Annotated in this window: 18 protein-coding genes; all 18 read right to left on the bottom strand. The window is 40.3% G+C overall.

Annotated features, from left to right (window positions below; genetic code table 11):
• Positions 1–55: 55 nt before the first annotated feature.
• A complete protein-coding gene (locus tag BM146_RS00160) occupies positions 56–1,327 on the bottom strand; it encodes a DegT/DnrJ/EryC1/StrS family aminotransferase (RefSeq protein ID WP_074882703.1) in 1,272 nt (423 codons plus the stop codon).
• Positions 1,327–3,264: a polysaccharide biosynthesis protein gene (locus tag BM146_RS00155; RefSeq protein ID WP_074883147.1), complete on the bottom strand. Its 1,938-nt coding sequence runs from the start codon at positions 3,262–3,264 to the stop codon at positions 1,327–1,329. Before BM146_RS00155 ends, BM146_RS00160 begins: the two co-directional genes overlap by 1 nt.
• A 2-nt stretch (positions 3,265–3,266) precedes the next feature.
• A complete protein-coding gene (locus tag BM146_RS00150) occupies positions 3,267–5,891 on the bottom strand; it encodes an O-antigen ligase family protein (RefSeq protein WP_074882701.1) in 2,625 nt (874 codons plus the stop codon).
• 63 nt (positions 5,892–5,954) lie between these two features.
• Positions 5,955–7,631, bottom strand: coding sequence for a DUF6020 family protein (locus BM146_RS00145; protein WP_143087373.1), 1,677 nt, complete (start codon positions 7,629–7,631; stop codon positions 5,955–5,957).
• 20 nt (positions 7,632–7,651) lie between these two features.
• Positions 7,652–8,596 carry a glycosyltransferase family 2 protein gene (locus BM146_RS00140; RefSeq protein WP_074882697.1) on the bottom strand — a complete coding sequence of 315 codons (945 nt, stop codon included), beginning with the start codon at positions 8,594–8,596 and terminating at the stop codon, positions 7,652–7,654.
• Positions 8,593–9,108: a GNAT family N-acetyltransferase gene (locus BM146_RS00135; protein ID WP_074882696.1), complete on the bottom strand. Its 516-nt coding sequence runs from the start codon at positions 9,106–9,108 to the stop codon at positions 8,593–8,595. The genes BM146_RS00140 and BM146_RS00135 overlap by 4 nt, the downstream gene beginning before the upstream one ends.
• Positions 9,109–9,138: 30 nt before the next feature.
• Positions 9,139–10,902, bottom strand: a complete 1,764-nt coding sequence (locus BM146_RS00130; protein WP_074882694.1) for a glycosyltransferase family 39 protein — start codon at positions 10,900–10,902, stop codon at positions 9,139–9,141.
• A 15-nt stretch (positions 10,903–10,917) separates the two neighbouring features.
• A complete protein-coding gene (gene rffA, locus BM146_RS00125) occupies positions 10,918–12,054 on the bottom strand; it encodes a dTDP-4-amino-4,6-dideoxygalactose transaminase (RefSeq protein WP_074882692.1) in 1,137 nt (378 codons plus the stop codon).
• A gap of 26 nt (positions 12,055–12,080) precedes the next feature.
• Entirely contained in the window at positions 12,081–12,536 is a 456-nt protein-coding gene (locus BM146_RS00120; RefSeq protein WP_074882689.1) for a GtrA family protein, read from the bottom strand.
• 13 nt (positions 12,537–12,549) lie between these two features.
• Positions 12,550–14,295, bottom strand: a complete 1,746-nt coding sequence (locus BM146_RS00115) for a hypothetical protein (RefSeq protein WP_074882688.1) — start codon at positions 14,293–14,295, stop codon at positions 12,550–12,552.
• On the bottom strand, positions 14,289–15,401 hold the full coding sequence (locus tag BM146_RS00110) for an acyltransferase (RefSeq protein ID WP_074882686.1): 1,113 nt from the start codon (positions 15,399–15,401) through the stop codon (positions 14,289–14,291). Before BM146_RS00110 ends, BM146_RS00115 begins: the two co-directional genes overlap by 7 nt.
• Complete coding sequence (locus BM146_RS00105; protein WP_074882684.1) at positions 15,398–17,146, bottom strand: ABC transporter ATP-binding protein; 1,749 nt, start codon at positions 17,144–17,146, stop codon at positions 15,398–15,400. Before BM146_RS00105 ends, BM146_RS00110 begins: the two co-directional genes overlap by 4 nt.
• Before the next feature lie 20 nt (positions 17,147–17,166).
• On the bottom strand, positions 17,167–18,237 hold the full coding sequence (locus tag BM146_RS00100; RefSeq protein WP_074882682.1) for a glycosyltransferase family 52: 1,071 nt from the start codon (positions 18,235–18,237) through the stop codon (positions 17,167–17,169).
• A 1-nt stretch (position 18,238) separates the two neighbouring features.
• Positions 18,239–19,297, bottom strand: a complete 1,059-nt coding sequence (locus tag BM146_RS00095; RefSeq protein ID WP_074882680.1) for a glycosyltransferase family 2 protein — start codon at positions 19,295–19,297, stop codon at positions 18,239–18,241.
• Positions 19,294–20,379, bottom strand: coding sequence for a PseG/SpsG family protein (locus BM146_RS00090; protein ID WP_074882678.1), 1,086 nt, complete (start codon positions 20,377–20,379; stop codon positions 19,294–19,296). Before BM146_RS00090 ends, BM146_RS00095 begins: the two co-directional genes overlap by 4 nt.
• Positions 20,380–20,390: 11 nt before the next feature.
• Positions 20,391–21,464 carry a pseudaminic acid synthase gene (gene pseI / locus BM146_RS00085; protein ID WP_074882676.1) on the bottom strand — a complete coding sequence of 358 codons (1,074 nt, stop codon included), beginning with the start codon at positions 21,462–21,464 and terminating at the stop codon, positions 20,391–20,393.
• The gene (pseF, locus tag BM146_RS20255; protein ID WP_083413327.1) at positions 21,465–23,393 is read right to left on the bottom strand and encodes a pseudaminic acid cytidylyltransferase; all 1,929 of its coding nucleotides are present in this window, start codon (positions 23,391–23,393) and stop codon (positions 21,465–21,467) included.
• Positions 23,394–23,464: 71 nt separating this feature from the next.
• Positions 23,465–24,682, bottom strand: coding sequence for an ATP-grasp domain-containing protein (locus BM146_RS00070; RefSeq protein WP_074882674.1), 1,218 nt, complete (start codon positions 24,680–24,682; stop codon positions 23,465–23,467).
• Positions 24,683–24,704: the final 22 nt, after the last annotated feature.

Here is a 24,704-nt window from a genome sequence, read left to right as displayed (position 1 = left end):
CGTTAAGTGCACAGAAGTGGTTCGCACCAGCCTCGAAAACACCTCGGCAAGTGCTCTACACAAAACACATCTTAACAACTTCGATGATCACATCCTGCTGCTCCGTGGTCATCTTGTTGTCACTTGGAAGGCAAAGACCTCTGTTAAAGATGTCGCTTCCGACATCCTCAAAGCCTGTCTCCTTGATGTATGCGTTGCTTCTTGCTCTTCCGTTTCCTGCCTCTGTAACAAAGCCGTTCATTCGGTAGATTGGCTGCATATGCATAGGTTTCCAGATTGGACGACCTTCTGCATTTATAGCTGCGATTGCTTCCAAAATCTCTGTAGGACAACTCTTTCCAGGCTCTGAAACATATAGAACATCCTTTTCTCCACGAACCTGCCTGCACATAGCATCTTCATTTATAAGGAGACATGAAAGCCAGAAGTTAGGCTCACTGTTCTCAGCATCAAACGGGTTCATTGTTACAGGAAGATCCTTGAATCCCTCTTTATATCTTTCATAGATGGCTTTTTTCTGTGCAATATGCTCTTCAAGGTATGGCATCTGGCCTCTTACAACGCCTGCGATAACATTACTCATACGGTAGTTAAAGCCAAGCTCTTCGTGTTGATACCAGGCTGCATCTTCTCTTGACTGAGTTGACCATTTGCGGACTTTATGGGCATCATCTACATTATTTGTCAGGAACATTCCACCTGATGAACCTGTGATTATCTTATTACCGTTAAAAGAAATAACACTGTAATCACCAAAAATTCCTGTCTGTTGTCCTTTATATGTTGCGCCAAATGACTCCGCAGCATCCTCAACTATAAGAGCTCCATGAGCATCGCAGATCTTTCTGATCTCATCAACTTTGCCCGGAGTTCCGTATAGATGTGCTATTACTACAAGTTTTACCTCAGGATATATCTCAAAAGCCTTTTCCAAAGCCTTAGGATCCATATTCCAGGTATCTCTCTCAGTGTCGATATAAACAGCTTCGCCACCTTCGTAAGCAACAGGATTTACTGTTGCATCAAATGTCATGTCTGAACAAAAAACCTTTCTGCCCTCAAGGCTTCCGTGTCCAACCCTTGGCTGACCGTAAAGTCTTTCACCTGCAAGTTTTATTGCCAAATGAAGAGCTGCTGTTCCGCAGGAAAGAGCTACAGCATCTTTGCATCCAATCTTTTCTGCTACAAGTCTCTCAGTTTCATTTATATTGGCTCCAACAGTTGACATCCAGTTGGTCTCATAGGCTTCCTGCATGTACTTAAGCTCATCTCCGTGCATTGTAGGAGATGAAAGATATATTTTTTTCTCAAAAGGTTTAATTTCCATTACTCCTCATTAATCCTTTCCGCTGCCTTTTTAAGAGCCGCCATGTGCTCCGCTGTCTTGTCATCCTCATTATCTGTGGGATGATATGTTGTAACAATTTCGCGAACTAACATCTTAATATCAGGTGCCTCTGCCCTTGCCGCTTTGTGAAGTCTCTCAAGTTCAGCAAAAAACTTCATCTCATCAAGTTCAATAGGCTTTCCAATGTGGATCATCTTATTCGCTGTATCCTGGAGACCTTCCTCATCCATGAGCATTTCCTCATACAGCTTTTCTCCCGGACGAAGTCCTGTGAATTCAATCTTTATATCCTCTCCAACTTTGAATCCCGAGAGCTTTATAAGGTTCTCAGCAAGATCGAGGATTCTTACAGGCTCTCCCATATCAAGGACAAATATTTCTCCGCCCTTTGCAAAGGCTCCTGCCTGCAGTACCAGTGAAACTGCTTCAGAAATTGTCATGAAGTATCTGATAATGTTAGGGTCTGTCACTGTGACAGGTCCTCCTGCCATGATCTGCTTTTTGAACAGCGGGATAACTGAGCCGTTTGAACCGAGTACATTGCCGAATCTAACAGCAACGAACTCTGTATCGTAATGCTTGTTAAAGGTCTGAACTATCATCTCACAGATTCTTTTGCTTGCTCCCATGACGTTTGTCGGGTTAACAGCCTTATCTGTGGAAATTAAAACAAATTTCTTGGTTCCGTTCATGGCTGCTGCCATGGCTGTCTTCCAGGTACCAAATACATTGTTCTTGATAGCCTCTCCCGGGCTGTCCTCCATAAGCGGAACATGCTTATGAGCCGCTGCGTGATATACAATATCAGGCTTATACTGCTCAAAGATTGTGTTTATCCTGAGTGTATTTCTGACTGAAGCAATGAGAACAACAAGATCAAGGTCAGGGCACTTTGTCTTAAGCTCCTGCTGAATGTCATATGCGTTGTTCTCGTAAATATCTACAATTATAAGTCTCTTTGGTGAGTGCTGTGCGATCTGTCTGCAAAGCTCGGAACCAATGGATCCGCCACCACCTGTAACCATTACAGTCTTGCCACTAACATAGCCTGCTATGGAATCAAGGTCAACCGCAATAGGATCTCTTCCGAGAAGATCCTCAACTTCTACATCGCGAAGTCTTGATACATTGACTTCACCATTAACAAGCTGATACATTCCGGGAAGTGAACGAAGTTTACAATCTGTGTTCTTACAGATATCAAGGATTTTCCTTAGTTCCTGCCTTGAGATTGATGGCATTGCCACGATGATCTCATCGATATCATAGAGATCAGCGCACTCAACGATTCTCTCTCTTCCACCGACAACTCTGATTCCCTGAATATATTTGCCCCACTTATTAGTGTCGTCATCGATGATACACTTAATGGACATTGTGGAATAATTGCTTGTAATTATCTCTTTTATAATGATATTGGCAGCTTCTCCTGCTCCGATTATCATAACGGCCTTGGAGTTGTGCTTGTTTTCAGCCCTGTGCTTTTGGCTTCTCAAAAACCTGTATGAGAATCTGCTGATAAAGATCAAGGTTATGAGAAGGAATGTGTACAGGAAATAATAACTCTGAGGAACTGGCTGATCTTCGGATTTAAAAAACTGAAGACCAATTGCATTGATAACACCTGAAAGAACACAGCCCATTACAAGATTCTGCATTTCTCTTTCTCCGGCATATGCCCACAAGCTGTCATAAAGCTTAAAGAAATAGAACACAGCCAGGGTTATTAAGATATTAAGCGGTAAAAATTTAGTTACAGGATCAAGGAAATGGTCAGGAATAGTACCTATTCTGAACTCATATCTGATAAGTATTGCCACGTAGCTTGCCACGATAACGCTTATGATATCGTAGATAATAAGGCCTGTTCGTCTATATAGTTTTTGATAATTAAATGGTTCTTTTTCTTTGCGCATTTTTATTTTGCCTTTTTCTGAAATAATAATGGAGCAATTGCAAACATAAGAGCAAGTGTCATAGGATTGCTGAACATAAATACCCATTCACTTATTCCTGCCACAGCAAAACCCAGGACCACAGCAAAGGGCATAAGAGCGAGAGGCTCTTTCTTCTCTCTTTTATAATATGTCACTCCGCATACAATTCCACCAATTATGAACAGTATAAATAATGCTCCTACAATAACTCCGTGGTCATATGCCACCTGAATATATGTATTGTGAGCATGCACTGCTATCTCTCCATTTGGAAGCTCTGCTCCCATTTCGTCATGTCCGGTAAGGTTTAGTTCTTTTAAATAGGACCTGAATATTGTAATTCGGCCATTTGAAAGGACATCAACTATATTGGAAGAATCAACATATTCATTGACTTCTTCTGTAAGCATCAGTATTCCAAGTTCTGCTCTTGTAATTCCGATTCCAGCCAAAAGTTCATCTCTGTCATAATCTGTCACAAAGCCATATTTCTGCTGCTGTTCATCGCTGCCTTCATAATCGTTGCCATAATAGTCAAGGTAAGGATCTCCGGTCTGAGGGTCATAGTTATAAATGTCTATCGGATAATCATAATCCCCAACAGAAACTCCAAGGATTTTACCTGCAAAAAGGCCTGCAAATCGCTCAACACACATAAAATTCGGGCTTCCCCATGCTGCGCCGCCTCTAATGAACTCATCAGTATCATCAATCGCGTACAAAACAGGTCTTGCTACCATTGCAGGGATTATCCTCTGAAGAGTAAATGCGCCCGGGAAGCACACAATCACTGATACTACCATAACAAGAAGCATTCTAAAGAACTGCTTTTTATATCTTGCTGAAGTTACAATGAGCACAAGTAATACGCAGACTCCCATGGCAAGGTACGCTGTCCTTGATACAGTAAAAATCGCATAGGATGCAATCCATCCAAAGAGCACTATCTCTTTCCATGCAGTCTTTATAACCTGCTTTATCCCCACGTGATTAGGAAGCGCTACTATTTTTGCTGTCAAAAGAACTGCCGCAACAGCTCCCATGAATGTGAAATACTCAGCAGTCACTGTAACTGTATGGAAAAGAAATCCAAATCTTCCGCTTACATATCCTGCAAAATAGCGATGAAGCAGGCTAAATACAAGTGAAATAGCAAAGTTCATCATAAGTCCGCCGGATACGATTTTTATAAAGTCTTCTCTGTTTTTCCAAACTGACACTCTGATATACAGACAGGTAAAAGTAACTGCAAGAGCAACTCCCCACCATCTGGTATTTCTCATGACAACGATTGATGCAAGGAACACAAGCACCACAAATCCATATGGTGAAAGCCTGTATCCTGCGCTCTTTTTCTGAATGTCTTTTGACAAAACATCCATAACAAAACGCACAAGAAGTCTTATAAGATTAAGTGCCAGGATGCCCCCGAGAATTACAATAATAATCCCGTATTTAAGGATCAAATTGTGAAGATCATACTCTTTTTCAGTATCCGCAAGGGCATTTACATGATAATAATAGACTCCATAGATAACTGAGCCAATAAGCCAAAGGATATTGCATATGCTTAGCAGCTCTTTATAGGTGAGAGTAAATATCATAAAAATCAAAAGCCATATAAGCATTCTTCTCTCAGAAAGAGTGTGATAAATATCGTAAAGGTCATTCATGTAATCACAGGCATACCAGATAGCAATTGCCATTGAAAGCATCATAAGGATATATCTCAGTTTATTTCCGGAATCAATACCTTCCCAGAATGAGACGCCAACCTTATGTCTTACTGTCTTGTGATTAACTGCATAAAATGCAATTCCTGCACTGATAATTAGCCCGATCTCATAAAACACAATATCCAAAACTCTCATATCAAATATTCTGAGGGGGAATACCATAACCATAAGTGTTCCAAAGAATATCGCTATAATCGGATTAGCAACAACTTTCAGTGCCTGTCTTACAGTGACTAAGGTGTTTCTGTCAGGTCTTTTTCTGAAATACAGTCCTATTACTGCATACATGATGAGGGCTACAGCCACAATCCCGGCAATAAGCTCAAGTGAAAGAGTCCTGGAGATTGGAAGTCTGTAGTTGTAGATGGCAGCAAGATGACGGGCAGGTACATCAACTCCATCCCTGAATAGTCCTCCTACATAAGCTGAATCTGACTCAACACTCTCGTAAGCAACATGATATCTGGATCTGCAGCCGCTAAGAAGCAGGTAATAAACTTCGCCAACCTCTACATCATATTCGATGGGAATAGTCACATAACCCGGAATTTCAAACTTATTGGTATCAACATAAGCATAAAAGAGCTCTCCATAGTATTTATCCATGAGAGTTGCGCTTATATACCTTCCCTTTTCCACATCTGTTACATAAATCTGAATAGAGCTAAGCCTGTCATACTGAGTGACAAACTGCTGTGAGACGTGATACTCAGTATTGACGAATTCACTCTCATCAAGGCGTTGTCCTCCTGCTGAGAAGCTGTCGACCTTTGTCCAGATTCTAAAGGGAAATATACTAAGCACGGCAATGAGCGCCAACAGTAGTACCACGGCCCTGCATGCCGTTTTTTTATCTATAACTTTTCTCATATTTATCAAGCCTTTTCATCAAAAAACACTATCACTCAATAATACCATAGTGGTCCTGGCTTATCAAATCCCCGTACTGCCTGTATCAAGCAGCAAGGGTAGTGCAAACCATAAAATAACAACGTAGCGCACCAGGTATGTTGGCCCCAGGATTACGGTGAGCCAAACCAACAATATCGGTAAAAACGGCAGTATATTCCTGTAATCCTTTTTATACAGTCTGTAAGCAAGTACATACAAATAAATGATTATCAATAATCCCGGTGAAAACAGCAATGCCAAAGCTTTATAATCAGTATGAAACGATCCTATTGATATATATCTGTAGAGCTTATCAATTATAGGAATGAAACTATGACGCTCGCCCGGGAGCTCTACTTCGTATCCAAAGTAAGAGCTGTCATCATAAGTAAATGTGTAAACTGTGGTTCCTTTGTACACATTAATGTTGGCAGGTGGGTACCAGTATCCGTAGGATGTTAAAAGCCAGGCGTTCACATAGGTCATAGGGTGAGACTTAAAAAGCTTAATCCAAAGTTTCCAGAAAGCCGCTTTATCCTTCTCATAGAGCTCATTATTAAAACCAACCTTTACCAGATCCGAAACTCTTGGTGTGTATTTCACAAGATTTTCCTCCGGAACGTAGGACTCAAGAATAGTAATATCCTCTTTGGTCATAGAGTCTTTGTCATATGTATATACTCTCGCCATCTGCATGATAGGAACCGTGAGCATTTCCTGATGATGTGGCGTACTCGTTGTAAGAGCAGTCGACAACACTGTACTTATAAGCAGATACAGAATAACCGGTGTTACAGATATAGCCGCTATAGCCTTTGAGAGTTTTTTTCTAAAATAAAAAAGAAAAAACGGCACAAACACGATGTATGCATAAAAACCGTTATGTCTAAAGCAAGGAATCAAAACAGCGGCAGCTATAAAGGCTATGCATTTACCTTTATTTTTCAGAAACGCCTCAGGATTTTCTAAAAGTTCTACCAAAAGAACAGCCAAAAGAAGAAGCATTGCAGAAAAAAGCCCGTCTTTACTTGAACAGAGGGTATACATGACAATTGTAGGAAAAGCCCCATAATAAATTGTCCACAAAATTCGACTTTTCCTTCCAATACCTCTCTTTTGCATGTAGGCTATGACATAGGCAAGGACGCAGGTGATCACAATCATCTGCAAAAAGATATATACAAATATGCCAAGATTCCAGGAACCTGTTATTTTGTGGAAAAGTGCGATTGTTCCTCCAAGAAGCAGAACGTGAAGAAGTGGGTGATGCGTAGTGAAAGTCCTTGCCAGGACTTCATTAAGCTCTTCCTGTGCGTCGTAGACAAAAAAGCCGGGGAATTCTGCAAGAAGGACTACTAGCCCGAGGGATGCTAAAATGCCCCACGTACATAAGTGTTCCCTTGAAAGAAATATCTTTTTATCTGATGTATCAAGTGGTGATGCGCTCTTAAGTGGAAAGAGCCCAAAGAGTTTCTGCCCATTATGGGCCTCCTCATAATTGCGCCATACATGTCTGGTATCAATTGCAATAACTATAATAAGACAGGCCATTGTCAGCATTGCGTTCTTATCAGAAATATCCACTTTATCAAGCTTTTCAAGCTGATAGCCTATAACCAGAAAAAATCCTGTAATTATGCCAAATAAGCCTGACAAAAGCCAGGCTCTTAATTGAATCTTATTTTTGATTTTATTCCCCAATTTTCTTTCTGAATACACTTCTATGCCCCCAAGCAAAATCATTCCTCTTCGCACTCAGTGGTTTCCCTGATAACATACTGTGGATTCTTGTTCTGAGAGATGTAAACTCTTCCCAGGTACTCTCCTATCATTCCCAGCATAAGCATAACCATTCCGCCGATGAATATGATGGCGCTCATCATAGCTGAAAATCCCACAGGTACATTAGGATTTACAAATTTCTTTATTATAGTGTATATTCCGTATAAAAATCCCAAAAAAGCAAATATGCTGCCTGAAAGAGTCGCAATTCTAAGTGGCTTGATGCTGAAAGCTGTAAAGCCATTTATCCACAAGCCCAGGAGTTTGGCAAAAGTATATCCACTGGTTCCAACTTCTCTTTTCCTATGGTTAACATCTACGTTTACAATGTTCTTAGTGCTTCTAAGTACCAGACCGATCACATATGGGTATGAACTGTCATACTTAACCATCTCATCCACAACAAATCTTCTGACGCCAAAGTAGCTTGAAACAAAAAGATCTTTTGGCTTACCGAGCATCACACTTGCCATCCATTCATTCATAGCAGTTCCAAAGTTTCTGAAAAGATTGTGCTGCTTGTGACCATATCTTGCATAAACTGCATCTGAATCACCTTCGAGAGCAGCAAGAAGTTTTCCTACTTCATTGGCAGGTGTCTGTCCGTCATCATCAAGGCATATAACAAAATCACCTTTTGTCTGTTTAAGACCTGCCATCAGTGCTGCGTGCTGGCCAAAGTTTTTGGCAAAGGTTATGCCAAAAACTCTACCGTCAGTTCTTTTGCCTGCTATTTCTCTGATTTTCCCCCAGGTATTGTCAGGAGAACCATCATTGACAAGGATGATTTCGTAGTCATACTGCATTCCAGCCATTGTCTCATCTATTTCATTTATAACGGATTCCAGGGTTTTCTCTGATCTATAGCACGGAATCACAAAACTTACTGTTTTCTTTTTCATATTTTTTGCTCCATAAGTATCATATCACTTTTCTCCCCATCGCTGCATTCAACCATCGGAAGATCTTCTACCTTAACAAAGCCGGCGTACTCGTAGCTCTTAATTGCTGCCTCATTATAGGTAAATACTCTGAGGATGAGCTTTGTAAGTCCAAGTTCCTGCCTTGCATAGCCGGTGGCAAGAACAGCTGTCTCATTGCCATAGCCCTTTCCTATAGCATCATCCTCTCCAATAAATATACCATACTCTGCACTGTGGGCATCATTATCAATATCCCTGAAATACACGCTTCCAACAGGGCGATTGTTATTGTTTTTCTCACATATGATAAGCTGGACGACTTCGCCTGTTTCAACCTTTGTCTTTATCCAGTTCTCATGGATTTCTCTTGAAAAGGTTTCTCTATAAACAAAATTGTTCCTGACTCTCTTATTATTGCGCCACTTTACTATTAGATCTGTATCGTCTTTAGTCATAAGTCGCAGAGCTACATTTTCTCCGACAAGCAACATATCTTTTCACTCCTGAAATAATAATTCTTATCACTGCGCAAGGCTCACTTTGTAGATTGCAAAGGCATCTGCCACTGTATCCGCTTGTGTAATCTGAATATCATAGCCTTTCTCAACATAGTAGTCATTTAGCCACTGAATGTCCTCAGATTTATTCTGGACTATGTATACATTATCAAGAAGGATTGCATCCTGCATTGAATCAAAGCCAAAAGCTTTGAACTTCTTGTCTGTAAGAGGACTTTTTGACGCCCATCCTCCCATGAGATCATGGTTTGCATAGGAATTATCCACATTCTTGAACATTTTTTCTGAAAAGAATGTCTCCCCCTCCACCATATCTTCGCCGCAGGAAACACTTGTATATACATCTATAAAATAAAAATTATCTTTATTGTCTGCAAAATAATCATAGAGCGCATCGTAGTGCTGGCGCATCTTTTCCCTGGATGCCATCTCGGCTTTCAGGACAAAAACCTGATTAGGAATGGATACAATAGCAACAATTATAAGAGCTGCCAAAGCTCCCATGGCTATCTTAAGGCTCTTCTCTGCCCTTAAATAAAGCATTCCCAAAAGAACTACAATCTCCATAAGGTAAAGTGGGTGAGTAATCCTTATGGGGTCCCGGCCTCTTACGATTATATAGAGCCAGAGTGTCGTTCTACAGGCAAACAAAAGAGCTGTCAAAGCTACTGCAAGAATTGCTTTTTTCTTTTCTCTCTCTTTCTTAGGAAAAAGATACATCAAAATAACTCCGATATACAAAACAAATGCGACTACATTCCAGGGAAAATCTGTCACTGGATATTCAAAGCTCTTTTGAAAGGAAAAATGTCTTAATCTGTATAAATACTTACCTGTTGCCTGACAGAGACGTACCGTAAGCGGAAGCTCATCGGTTTTAAGCTTATCTGCGTACTCAGCTACAGCCCAAAGCGTATCCGCATTTATCTCTTCATCAAGCCCAAAATTGTAGTTCACAAGAAGCTGATGCTCACTTTCAGAAAGACCGATACTATCGTAGAATTCCTTATTCTCCGCATAATCAGGAATATACTGGAAATCATAGAGCTCTGTCCTTGCATTGAAAAGATCTGTAAAGTCCCTCCAACCAGCAGATGAATAGGCCAGCTTGTGGATAACCTGGCTTGCAACAATGATAAGTACTATGGAAACGAGGAGTTTTAAGTAGTTTCTAAACTCTTTTCCTGTAAGCGCCCATTTAATAAGTATTCCCACCATTACAACAGGAAGTGTCAGAAGAAGCATCTCTGAGCGAAGTAGATATGCTATGGCTATGAGAACTGCTGCCAAATATAGACTTTTATCTTTTTCCCTGTGAGAGAAAATCAAAATAACAGCTGTTGCCGATAAAAATCCGCAGGTGAAGGTATACTGAACAAACAGAAAATGTGCCCCAATAACTCCGAGCATCATAAACGGAATCGAAACAAGTGAAAATAGCCATAGTTTGCTATCCTTTGACATTTCAAGGAGTTTGTAAGTTATGACAAATACGCAAATGGCCTGGAGTAAACATAAAAAGATGCCGTACCAGTCAAGAGCACCAGATATTCTGTAAAGCACAGATATCAAGGCACTTATTGGATACAGCATCTGTATATTGTGTCCCTCCGGGACGCCTGTGTAGGCGCCGGAGAGCAGATCCTTCATCAGGACATCATCATTTAAGTCAAAAAAGTAGTCTCCACCAATAGCATTAAAGAGCATAACAAGGAAAGTAACTGCCGCACTCCCTTTCATATTTAAGCTTTTTGATGTATTCCCCATAATCCGGCTCCAAATTTAAGTAAATCTATAGTACTCCTTTACTCTCATTACAACTTCATCAAGATCTTCTTCTTTAAGGTTGTAGTACAAAGGAAGGCGAAGGAGTCTCTCGCTCTCTTTGGTAGTGTATTTGTCCTCTCCCCTAAACTCGCTAAAGCGAAGTCCTGCCTTTGAAGAATGAAGAGGAATATAGTGAGAAGCAGGAAGAATACCATTGGATTTAAGGTAATCGATAAGTCCCTGTCTCTCCTCAAAGTCCTTACACTTGATATAGAACATGTGAGCATTGTGAACGCACTCAGCAGGCACATATGGAAGCTCAATAAGTCCTTTTTCAGCCATATCTCTGAAGGCGTCATAATATCTGTTCCATGATTTAAGCCTGTTCTGATTTATCTCATCTGCAAGCTGAAGCTGAGCATAGAGATATGCAGCATTCATATCACTTGGGAGGTATGATGATCCAATCTCAATCCAACTGTATTTATCTACCTTACCAAGCTTGTAAAGTGTACGATTAGTACCTTTTTCTCTGATAATTATGGCATCGTCAACGTAGGTCGCATCTTTTAAAAGAAGTGCACCACCTTCGCCCATGCTGTAGTTTTTGGTTTCATGGAAGCTATAGTTACCAAAGTCGCCAATTGCACCAAGTGCCTTGCCCTTATATGTAGACATCACACCCTGAGCAGCATCCTCAATAACAAGAAGATTGTGGCGCTTTGCTATATCCATGATAGTGTCCATTTCACATCCGACTCCCGCATAATGAACAGGTACGATTGCTCGTGTTTTCTCAGTGATGGCAGCCTCAATCTTGGTCTCATCAATATTCATGGTATCAGGTCTGATGTCCACAAATACAATTCTGGCTCCACGAAGTGCAAAAGCATTGGCAGTAGATACAAAAGTAAATGAAGGCATGATAACTTCATCGCCTTCTTTTATCCCGGCAAGAATTGCAGCCATCTCTGTTGCATGTGTGCATGATGTTGTAAGAAGTGCCTTTGTTACTCCTGTCTTTTTCTCTATCCACTCGTTATCAAGAGCTGTATATTTACCATCTCCGCATATCTTCTGAGCTTCTACGCACTCTTTTATATAATCGAACTCTTTTCCTGTAAATGGCGGAACATTAAAATTAATTCTCATAATTCAAGCCTTTCTTCGCAAGTGAATCACTTCTTTTCAAGGAATATCTTTCTTGATATGAAATTATATACCATAACTACGCCTGTTGCACCAAACTTAAAGAATACATCTTTAGCAAAACCTGCGCTCATGATGCTCTGAAGCCATGGCCAATTCAGATAGATCATATCAAATCCGATGAAAAGACATATCTCATTGATTCCAAGACCAATGATACTAAGAACGAGGAAGATAACAAACTCTGTCTTCCTGCTCATATCCTCTTTTCTCTCAAAAACGAACTTAAAGCTGAGGATATAATTGGCTATAACAGAAACTGTGAAGCCAAGAAGCGCTGAGATCAGGTAATACTGTGGAAATGCGCTGCTAAAACCTGTAGTCTCAAAAACCACATTAAATATTCTGTAGATTACATAGTCAATGATGAATGCAATTACTCCAACAACACCAAATTTAGCTATCTGTGCCAAAAGTTTATTCATAATACAACTCCTATTATCTGTTTTCGGCGAATACAATAAAACGGTCGCCCTCGAAGACTTTATTATAATCGTGATTTACAATATAGTCCAATAAAATATCATATTTCATCCCTATGTTGGCATACTCTGCCATGTCTTTTCCAATGATTATGGTAGGTGTAGGCTCATCAGAAACTGACAATTCCATAAGCTGGTTATCGAAGTTATCAACGCTGTAACTGTCAAGATCCGGCCAGACAGTGTCAATAGCCGGGTACAAGTCAAAAAGATATGAAACTCCCGGAATTCCGCCGAATAAAATAACTTTCGTTTTCAAAAGATCGTTTTCACTAAGAATCCCCGAAAGTTCTTCTAAAGTCTCTGCATTATACTGTGTAGTAACCATATTTTGGGCCTTTTCCACATTTACTAAGGTATCCCTCTTTGTTCCGTCAGCACCATCCATAAATGAATATCCAAAATGGAAAAGAGCTCCCTGAATAAAAAGAACTACAAGAATAAATGTGAATATTGCTTCCCACGCAAAGTTAAAATGGGCCTCTCCTGCTCTTTGCATCATTCTTCTAAAGAGCCACAGAACTATTGGTGCAATGATGAATAAGTTGTTAAGTATCGGAAACGTATAGTTATTGCTGCCGATCGGTGTTACCAGTATAAGCATTAGGGCAGTAAACGCCAGGGTTTGCTCCTGTCTGCTTCCGTTTAAGATTCCAAGGCTTCCAATAATGGATAAAATGATGCCAAATATAATGAACATCATTGCTGCCTGAAACATGGAGTCATAATAATAATAGTTTCTTGTAAAGACTCCGGTTGCAAAATAGTACTTTGTAAGAACTAATATTCCGCAGATAAACAGAATCTTTTTTATCATCACGTACTTTTCAGGAAGAAGCAAAAACATAATAATTCCGGCTGCAACGCATGGCACCATTATGACCATATTAGAAATTGAAGTCATATAAGCTTCAATAATAAGACCAATCATACCACCTGAAGAATAATCAGATGCTCCTTCTGTCATACCAAAAAGGCCCATGATCCCGGAAACATAAGCACTAATGCCGTACTTTGCAACAGTAAATATAAAGGGAACAACAAATCCTGCCACAAATCCAAGTATACAAACGCCCGTCCTTTTAAGTATTTCCTGAAGTTTGTCCTTTGTTATACATCCGTAAAACCATAGAACCAGGATCAGTGCAGCTTCAACAATATTGGGGAACCTTACCATAACACTGAGTCCAAGACAAACTCCTGCCACAAAGAGGTAAAGATTTTGCCTTTTCCAGGCAAATATTCCAAGCAAAAGAAAAACCGTCCCAAGGGTAAAAAACAGATACGTCAGGTAATTATAGAGTATAACTCTTGGGCTAAAGCAGATGCTCTCTGCGATGAACTCACCGATAAATATCATCCATCCCGGCATAAAGCCCTTTAGGAAATAGTAAGAAACAAGGGCAATAATACTGGTTACAAAACTGCAATATATGCTAAAGCCAAGCATGGTATCTGCGCCGGGAAAGTGCATGATCACTGCGCCGAAAACGTTGCTCAAATATGTTGAAAAGAGCCACATAGGGTTTAGCGTCTCTATAAATTCATAATTGGTAAGGGAATACATGGTGTCAGATATATCAAGCCCCTGATTGACACCAATTAAAGGGTAAAATAGCAGAACCACCGGAAAGAGATATCTTTCCAGCGGCGATTGATACTTTTTGAAATTATAAAAATAGCTTCTGATATTTTTTAACATAAGTCCTGATCCAACTGTCTTATTTTGTTAAAGAGCCAAGTGTTATGCAAGACTCTGCCTACGTATTCAAAAATCATTTTGCGAACCCAGTCAACAAATACTCCCGCCGCGAATATGATCACAATCGAAGCTGCCAAATGAAGAGCATAGAGAGGTACGCTGTAAATCGGAACTTCGCCGATTATATGCTCAATCCACTCAACCCATCTGTCTTTCATTTCAATGTGCATATGAAGCAGATAAACACCAAATGTAAATGGCGCAACAAATCTGATAACATCCGCTGCCTTATTTTCTTTTACCCTGTAATATCTAAAGAATGAGAACAATCCCAGGGACCCTGTCAAAGTGAAAAAGAAATTAAGGTGAATAGGAACCTCTGCGTAATAGATAAAACCACCTGTTACCAGATTAATATAGTATAAAACAAAACTCATAACAGCAATTATGACGCCTGATACAAGGAAAACAATCATGCTGTTTCTTGCATTGTAAAATACCTTTACATTGTACTTGCGGATATATGCCGCAATAAGGTAAAGGACTATGAACCATCCAAAATCATAGCCACAGTGGTCCGTAACAAACATTACCGGAACAAAGCTCTTTATAAAACAGAACCATATAAGAAGCCCTATTATAACGGCTTTCATCTGCTTTCTTGAAAGATTATGAATACCTGCGTTAAGTACAGGTGACAACACGTACATGATGATATAAGCTGTCACAAACCAGTAGTGCTCGGAAGAAATCGGGAAAACATACTGCGCAATCTTATAGATATTGTCAGCAGGATGAACCACATATGTTCCCGCAATCATCAAAGAAATGGAAATAAGTATCGTATAAAAATAAACCTGACAAATAAGCTGAAGGATACGACTGACTTTGACCTTTGAACCTGAGAGAAAATAACCGCTTATAAATACATAGGTGTTCAGTCCCGTGATGCAAAAGGCTTCAAGGATAGTGGCATAGGCCTGAACTCCCGTGACATGCTCTCCAAGGTGAAGCAGCGTATCGCAGTGAGCGTTATAATGTAGTACCAATATCATAACCATTGCTATTATTCGCAAGAGTTCAAAGTTAGCATTTCTTTTTGTCATTTGATCACGGCCTTTCCGTCAGTTATGCTGTAAACCATATCACATTTTTCAATAGTCTGAAGTCTGTGGGCAATAATAACAAGTGTCTTTCTGCCATGAAGACGATTGATAGAATCCATGATAGCTGCCTCTGTCTCGTTATCAAGGGCAGATGTGGCTTCATCAAGAACAAGTACCTCCGGATCCTCAAAAAGAGCTCTGGCAATACCGATTCGCTGTCTCTGTCCACCTGAGAGTCTGATTCCTCTCTCGCCAATCTTGGTATCAAGTCCTTCAGGAAGGCTTCTTACAAATTCATCAAGGGATGCCTCCTTAAGGGCCTGCCAAACCTTGTTGTCATCGATCTCATCATCAGCGTAGCCAAAAGCCACATTTTTTCTGATAGTTGAATCGATCATAAAGATTGTCTGAGGAATATATCCAATATTTTTAAGCCATTGTGGATAGTGCTCCATTACATCGACGCCATCGGCATAGATGTGGCCACTAACAGGCTTTAAAAGTCCCAGCATAACATCGACAATAGTCGTCTTTCCGGCGCCTGATGTTCCAACAATACCAACTGATTTCCCAACAGGTATCTCCATATCGGCATTATCGAGAATGAGTTTATCTGTTCCCGGATATTTATAGGAAATCTTATCAAGGTTGATACTCTTAAGTACAGGGAGCTTTTCAACGTCTTTCTTTTTCCTGTAGTCTGCACTGTCATAAGATATAGAGCCATCGTGTATCTCCATCTGAAGATTGTCACTTACATTCATAAGAAATGGCTCAAAATAAGCAATTGATGTAAGGTAGTTATTTATTCTGTTGGCACTTGGAAGGAGTCTTGCTGCAGCAGCTGCAAGGACTGTAAGCTGAGGAAGGAGCTGTGTGAGGCTGGTTCCTCTAGCCATAACTACCAGCATATATCCAACCATTCCGGCAATAGCTATAGTCTCGATCAAAAGCCTTGGTGTTGAATTGTAAAGATTGTACTTCTGAACAGCATTTACATAGCCTGCTCCACAGTCTGCATATCCATTTATGAAGTAATTTTCTTTATTGGCAATCTTGATTTCTTTTATACCTGTAACAGACTCATCGATCCACTTATATAGTCCGCTGTAATAATCCTGGTTTTCCTGTCCTGCCTTGGTCATGACCGGCTTAATGAAGTACTTGATAACAAGCAGTACCACCACAAGGAGAACTGCGATTGTAATAGTCATCTCTGCGTCCTGACTGATAAGGATAGCTACAAGGCAGATAAATACGATAATCTCACTTATGAGCTGAAGGCTGCTGAGGATAAGGCCATACATGTTATTAACATCAGATGTTATGTTTCTCTGAATAACACTTGTGTCAGCATTTAAATAGTACTCGTAAGGTCTTTGCATGAAGTTGATCATCATGCGCCTTGATGTAGCAAACTGATTGGTATATACAAATCTGAGCTGAACAACGTTCATGAAGTAAAGGAAGATATTCTTAACTACAAACACAAAAATTAGCATTACCATGATCAGGGCTGCAAGTTGAGTTGGAGATGTAAAGCCAAACAGGTTATAAATAAATGAGAGCACCTTGCTCTTTTGGATTTGCTCAGGATCAACAACCACCTGCATAACAGGAGCTATAAGCGCTATTCCCATGGATTCAAGAACACCACCTATAAGCATCATTATAACTATGCCCACCATCTGCTTCTTTTGTCTGGCATCAAGGAGCTTCATAACCTTTTTGTAAATCTTACGCATAAAAATAAACCCTTCTGATTTTAATCTGTTATAGCCTCATTCTGTCTGTGTATCTCGGGAGCTTCATATTTGTCCATGAAGTCGTCGCCCAGATATATCTTCTCATCCACAAATTGAATGGAATCAACAACAGTGTACACAGAGACAAGTCTGTCAAATCTGACGTTCTCAATGAAGTTTAGCATTTCCATTGGAAAAGAACCATCAAGAAGACAAGCATCAGGAAATTCCTTTTTGTAATCTAAAAGATCCCTTGGATGTTGTTTTATAATAACACTTGATTTTTGACCATTTATTGTTCCATAATCCCGAATAATATCCTTAAATATTTTAGCCCTGGTGTCAAGGTCACATAAAGGTTCTGATAAAACAAGGAGAGTTTTTCCCTTTCCTTCCACTTTTTCCTGGATTTCTTTTGGGTTATCCACAAAAAGTTCAAGCATAAGGTTCTTTTCTTCCTGAGTAAGCCTGTCAGTCAATGCTTTTCTTGGAAGTTCCACGTACTTAGGGCACGGATATTTAAGCACGGATATATCATTTACTTCCATATCGATGCAATATCTTCCATATCCATTTTGAATGTGGATAAGTCCAAGGGATGCAATAAAGGCCTTAAGCTTAAAGTGTCCTCTGTTATCGTACCTTGCTGTGTCATAGTATCTTATGCAGTCAAGGCCATCCTCGATGGCATGGTACCTTATTTTTTTATAATTCAGATAATACCCTATAGGATCGGAATCACAGAAAACATAGATTTCCTTGTACTCATTAAAATCCACAGGTACATACTGCTCCTGAAGCTGACCAAATTTTCTGCAGAACTTTATCCTTTTGAGCATATTTACTGCGATGTTACCTGAGTTTTCCTTAAGAGGCGCAAGCTCAGGGAAAAATGTATCAAGCTTTTCATCGTATTCGTAAACTTCGTCAAATATGGGGCTCTTTTTAGCTCTCTCCACCATTCTGCCAAAGTTATTGGACATTTTGGAAAGAACAAGGGTAGCCTTCCCGCCGTCTGCAATCTGAAATTCTTTTAAACATGCCACATACACATGATAAAAGGTGTGGCATACATATATTCTGTCTTTCATTTCAATTCTTTTTTCCGCTTCTTAATCCCCTGTAGAACCACAGTAATCTGTAGTACAAATAAAAGAACAACTGTGATTTCATCTGATAAGCTATGAGCTTTTTCTCTTCAGGGTGGATCTTTTCTAAATAATATGAGTTATTTTGAAAATCCGGAAATGTCTCCTTCATTTCTTTTGCAAGTGCTTTGGTAAAAGAGTAACACCCTTTTAGCCTTGACTGCTTAGGCATAGCTGAGAACAACGTATTCACATAAAATAACACTGTATACTGAAATTCTATCTCAGGTCTATAGTCCTCAAAATAGCCATTATCTCTGGCTTCCTGTATTATCTGTCTTCCGGCACTCATCCTGTCTTCAAGATTTTTTCTGGAAATGCTGTGGACAGTTGATGCCTGATGCTGGTAGTAAAAATACAAAGGCTTTGGTATGTACTCAAAGTGTTTGGACCTTAGCATCCACGTATTGCTCACGGCATTGTCTTCATAAAAAATATTCTCAGGAAAAACCTCTAGCTTCTCTTTGGTTCCCGGCTCATAATCTCCGACTATGAGATCTCTTTTGTATACCTTAACTACAAGGCTTCCGGTTTCAAGAAGAAGATTTTTATAACGCTGTTTATCCATAACACCTGTTTGTGTTTCATTGTTGTTGTGGACTATCTTACCAACCTTAAAGCTGTGCTCATCTGTAAGGCAGTAGTCACATCCAACCATGTCTGCCCCTGTTTCCTCAGCTTTTTTAATGAGCCTTTCATAGTAATCAGGAACGATCCAGTCATCCGCATCAATAAATCCAAGCCACTCTCCCTTTGCCCTGGCAAGGCCAATGTTCTTGGCTCCCCCCTGATGAAGGTTAACAGGTGAATGAACAGCTATGAATCTGTCCGGATAATCTATTTGAAACTGCTGTAATATCTCATATGAATTGTCTGTAGAACAGTCATCAACTGCTATGATCTCATAATCAGAAATTGTCTGATTCACAAGGCTTTTTAAGCAAAAATCCAGTTTTCCATCTCCGGCCATATTGTAAACAGGCACTATAATACTAAGTTTCATAACATCTCCAATATCTCCCCGGCAATTCTTTCTGCGCCCTTACCATCGATAAGATTTCTGGCTTTATCGCTCATTCTTTTCCTAAAGCCTTTATTATCAACAGATGCAGTGCCCCAGGTAACTATTTTCTGAACCAGTCTGTGGTCATATCTTGCATCGCCTGCATACCTTACTGCTCCGGCCTTATCAAATGCTTTTACAAATTCCATCTGATTGTCTGCCATGCTGAAAACTACTGTTGGAACACCTATTGCGCACAGTTCATAAAGTGTGGTTCCTCCTGCGGAAATTGCAAGATCCGCCTGCCTCATGATATCAGCCATGTCTGAAACGCCTTCATACAGCGTAACCGATGGATTTGCTGCGGCAAACTCTCTTAATTTCTTTTTATAATCCTCTTCAAAAAGATCTCCAACTATGACAAGGCATCCAAAATCATTGTAAGCAAGCACCTTTCTGCAAGGGCTGTTCTCAGAATATATCTCCTCTAATATATTTCCAATCACGTGGTATGGATCTGTCCCACCAGATGAAAGAAAGGCTTTTCTTGCATGCTCCCTTACTTCGTAGTCGCTTTTTGAGAACTGACTTCTAAGGGGAGAATACTTAACTCCAAGGAGCTGTTTTTCTGCACTATAAAAGCCCTCAGGAATCTCAAGGTCATAATTTATTATCAGATCAACCGGGTAATCAAACTTATAGAGATCGTCTATATATCCGGTTTTAGTAGATAACGAATGCTTTTTTATAATGTCGTTTAGCTTGTCAAAAAACTCTTTTTCCAAATAATAGGAATCCATCAAAAAGAAATCCGGCTTTTCTGAAACAAACATATCTTCTAAGATTTTGAAATCTTCCATTGGATCAGAAAAAATTGTATTCAGAACTCTTGTCTCATAGCTCACGCCATCCTTTTGGGACAAAGAAGTTAAAATATCGCGGCTCTCTTCGTCAGACAGGATGAAAATGACTGTTGCCCCAAGGTCATTCAGCTCTTTTGCTATAGTCATACATCTTCTCATGTGTCCAAGTGCGATTGTTTCATTTGCATTTGCTTTGATCCAGATCTTTTTGCTTCCCATTGCGCCTCCATTCAGCAAAAATCTTCTTTGTGAAGTGGTTCACCTCTAAACAAATCTTTTGAAGCTATCTTACCTATTACATTATCATACTCTACGGGAGGAAGGCCATTTCCCTGCTGAGGTCTTATAGACCTTATGTTCTCAGGTGTAAGCGCCTCTCCCTTTTTAATGTCATTAACTATGAAAAGAGATCTTGCTCCTTCTCTTTCCTTTTCCTGAAATGGAGTCAGTTTATAATCCCTGCTTCCAAGAGCTTTTTCAACTATCCTGATACTCTTTACCATATCAGCAAACTCTTCAGGCTCCATAGAAAAAGCGCCATCTGCTCCGCCATCTGCTCTTCTTAAGGTCAGGTGTTTCTCAACCATTCTGGCTCCAAGAGCTACTGCTGCTGTAGGAACTGTTCCTCCCATTGTGTGGTCAGAAAGTCCCATGATACAGCCATATTCATCCGAGAGTCCCTGTATCATATTGAGATTAACGTCTTCGTAAGGAGTTGGATAAGCTGAAACACACTTAAGTAAGATGATGTCTTTATTGCCTTCCTGAAGACATGCCTCGATTGCAAGTCTGATGTCGTCCATTCTTGCCACTCCTGTTGCCAGGATCATAGGTTTCTTTTTGGCTGCGCAGAGTCTAATGAGCGGAATATCCGTAATCTCATAGGACGCGATCTTGATGGCCGGCATGTTCATCTCTTCTACAAAATCAAGGGAAGTCTTATCAAAAGGAGTTGAAAAACAGTCCATGCCAAGCTTATTGGCTTCTTCCATAAGCCTTGGCTGCCACTCCCATGGGGTGTAGGCTTCCTGATAAAGCTTGTATAAAGTCTTCCCATCCCAAAGGGTTCCGCCATCTATCTGGAAATAACTCTTGTCACTGTCAATTGTCATAGTATCGGCTGTGTAGGTCTGAAGCTTTACTGCATCTGCTCCTGCCTCTTTTGCCGCATGTATAATCTCAATTGCTCTGTTAAAATCATTGTTATGGTTTGCTGACATCTCAGCAACAATATACACAGGATCGTCCTTGCCAATGTAGTGATCAGCAATCCTGATCCTCTGGTTTAACTCAAATCTGGGCATTTAAAATCCTCCCTGGATATGGTTCTTCATCATGAATTCCTCGTTAGTCCATGGACTTCTGGCTTCGTAAAAAGAACCATCACTCTTTTTTACATATACCGCAGGAAAATAGTGTATAAAAAGTGGTGTAAGGCAAACTGTATATCCACCCGCATTTGTGAACACTACTCTGTCTCCTGCCTTTAATTCCGCAGCTTTTTCAACCGGGAACATTCTGTCGTATTCCATACATGTAGCACCGCAAACCATCTGATTTAGGATAACAGATCTGTCAGTTGCTTCCCCCTTATACTCAAGTCTGTGTGGATACCACCTTCTGGTAACCTGGGGATTCATATTGACTCTGCTTCCGTCAATTATTACATATCTATGCTCTCTTACATCCTTTGTATCAATAACACTCGTCACAAAATTAAAGCTTGATGAAACCATGGATACACCGGGTTCCATAACAAGTTTTGTCTTATTCACATCAAAATGCTCTGAAAGCACCTCTGCTATTGCAGGTACATAATCTCTAAAGTCGGGTTTTCCCTCTACTCCGCCGTAGTAGCCGCCTCCCATGTCCACATAGTCAAGAGAAAGGTCAAACTCTTTTGCCACAAGGACAGCGACTTTGGCCAGAGCTTTATAAGCCTCAGTAGATCTTGATTTTGTTGATGAGTGAAGGTGCAACCCCGCAACTCTTACATTTGAAAGAGATTTGATCTTGTTTATTACCCTTTCAAGCTCTCCGTTTTCATAGCAATAGCCAAATCTGCTTCCCTCTTCATCTGCCAGAACTTCATCAGGAATAAGCTTTGCTATGTCATAATTTACCCTGACACCTACATTAAATGTCTTATCAGGGTGTGACCCCGAAAGTTCTTTTAACCATTCAGGCTCGTAGTTTGAATCCATATTCACAAGGCCACCCTTTAAAAGAACTTCCCTAAAGGTATCCTTGTCCTTAATAGGTCCGTTATAGATAATATCAGAGGCTCTAAAGCCTATTTTTCTGGATAATTCGTACTCTTCCTTTGAAACGACCTCAGCAAAAAAGCCGTTATCCCTAAAGTGAGCAAGAAGCCATGGAAGGGAGTTAGTCTTTACTGAATAAGAACAGATGTAATTATTCCAACTGTCCTGCAGTGCGGTTTTCAGCATATTGATATCCGCATCAAGTGCGCTCTCATCGATCCTATAATAAGGTGTTTTAAGTGAGGCATCGTCAAAGAGCTTATTCTCAGCGCTAGCTTCTCTTTCCTTTTTGGCCTTGAGAGCTTTGAATTTCTCCTCGGCAATTCTCCAGTCCTCAAATGTATCTATATCCTGAACTTCATCTTCGCTTAGGATAACAGGGACCATATCATCCACATCTGTTGTGTTATCCCTGAAGAAAGCGTCAGTCCTGCAGGCATAGAACTGGCCGCTGTCGTGATAGAGCTTTTCAAGGTCCTGGGATCTTGTAGTTGCAAACTCAGGATACTTTCTCACAAGTCTCTCGTTTTCTATAACAAAGCCCCTCTGTGGAGGATATGAGAACTGTGTAACAGGCGTTACTGATTCATGTGTATCGAGACATTTCATAGCTTCTAAGAGTCTTTTTGCTGTAATAAAAGGAGCTGTTGGGTAAATGCAGCAGAATCTGTCAAACTCAATGCCTCTTTCTTTATAGGCACCTAGGACTTCAGCAATTACTTCGTCTGTTGTTGCAAAATCACCTGAAGTCTCATTGGACCTCATGAAGGGAACCTTCGCTCCGGCTTTTTTGGCAACTTCAGCTATAGCCTCGTCATCAGTTGAAACCATTACTTCATCAAATGCTCCGCTTTCAATAGCAGCAGATATTGAATATGCAATTATGGGCCTTCCGCAAAATTCCCTTATGTTCTTTCCGGGGATTCTTTTGCTTCCGCCCCTGGCTGTGATAATTGCAACGCTGGTCACTCCATTACCTCCTACGTATACATCAATTTATACCTATCTAAATCCGATCGGATGCGGATACCGTAACCGACCTAAATACGGTCGCTAACGGTAACCAGCTCCACTTCAAACTCGCTTTTTATCTCATCGCACAAACGGTCAAGTTCTTCTTTGGATGAGCCTTCAAGTATAAAGAAGCCTCTTCCCATGATTGAAGCACCGTTTGTCACTTTTCCGAGAGTCATGCCATTTTCTATATTGCAATTCCATGCCTTCAAAGGATATTTTTCCCTAAGAAGATTTTCATCCGGCACCTTATTTACTCTGACATTTTCAAAATCAAAATACCTAATCACCATGTGCTTTTTAACATTGGGTTCAAAAACATATCTTCTTCCAAGGTCAGGAAGTGCATACTTTATAAACTCTACAACCTCATCAACTCCGCTTGCCATTGGAGTAAAGAGATTGTGCAGATTGTGACCCGATGGTCTTGCTGAAGTCTCAATGATAAATGGCTTTCCATTTACGTCTTTGATGATATCAGCGTGGATAAGGTTATTCTCAAAGCCCAGAGCCTCTCCAGTCTTCTGCATAAGGTCTTTTACCTTTTCAAAAAAGGCTTTGTTTTCCTCATCCTCAATTATAGAATAATAGCCTACACACTCCCTGTAAGGTGGAAGTGTATTTCTCTTACCCCTAAGAAGAATCAGATGAAATATTCCGTCAGTGAATACCCCGTCAACTCCATATTCAGGACCTTCTATACAACTTTCAATGCAGTAATCCTCATCATAAGGCTGCTCAAGCAAAAAGCCTTTTACCAGATCTTCTCTTGTGTTGAATATCTGAACGCCTCTGCTTCCCGAGCCAAATCTGGGCTTAACCACAACAGGAAACTGCTCATTAAGCTCATCTGGATTGCTGTATTCACAACCCGCAGGAATAAGATAAAGCTCTGCGTTTCTAAGTCCTCTCTCGCTTAAGATCCTGTGAAACTCATATTTATCAGTGCAAAGCTTTGCCGCATGTTCTGAAACACCACAAAGTCCATAGTGGTCATTGACGGCTCCTGTAGTTGTAAGGTACCTTCCGATGGGCACCGGTAAGATCACATCCGGCCTGTTTTCATCGAGTACTTCCAGGACTTTTTCCACATCTCTTATGTCTACGACAAAGGACTTATCGGCTGCCTTAAGTCCCGGTGCATTAGGATCTCCGTCAAGGGCAACCACTTCAATGCCCATTTCTTTTGCTTTTCCAATTGTATATATTGACTCCGAGCTGGCGCCAATGACTGCTGCTCTCATATTTTCCCTCGCTTCATAATTA

The sequence above is a fragment of the Butyrivibrio proteoclasticus genome (assembly GCF_900115735.1).
GTDB classification, from domain to species: domain Bacteria; phylum Bacillota; class Clostridia; order Lachnospirales; family Lachnospiraceae; genus Butyrivibrio; species Butyrivibrio proteoclasticus_B.
Note: the sequence above shows the minus strand (reverse complement) of the source record. Positions and strands in the feature narration are given on the sequence as shown.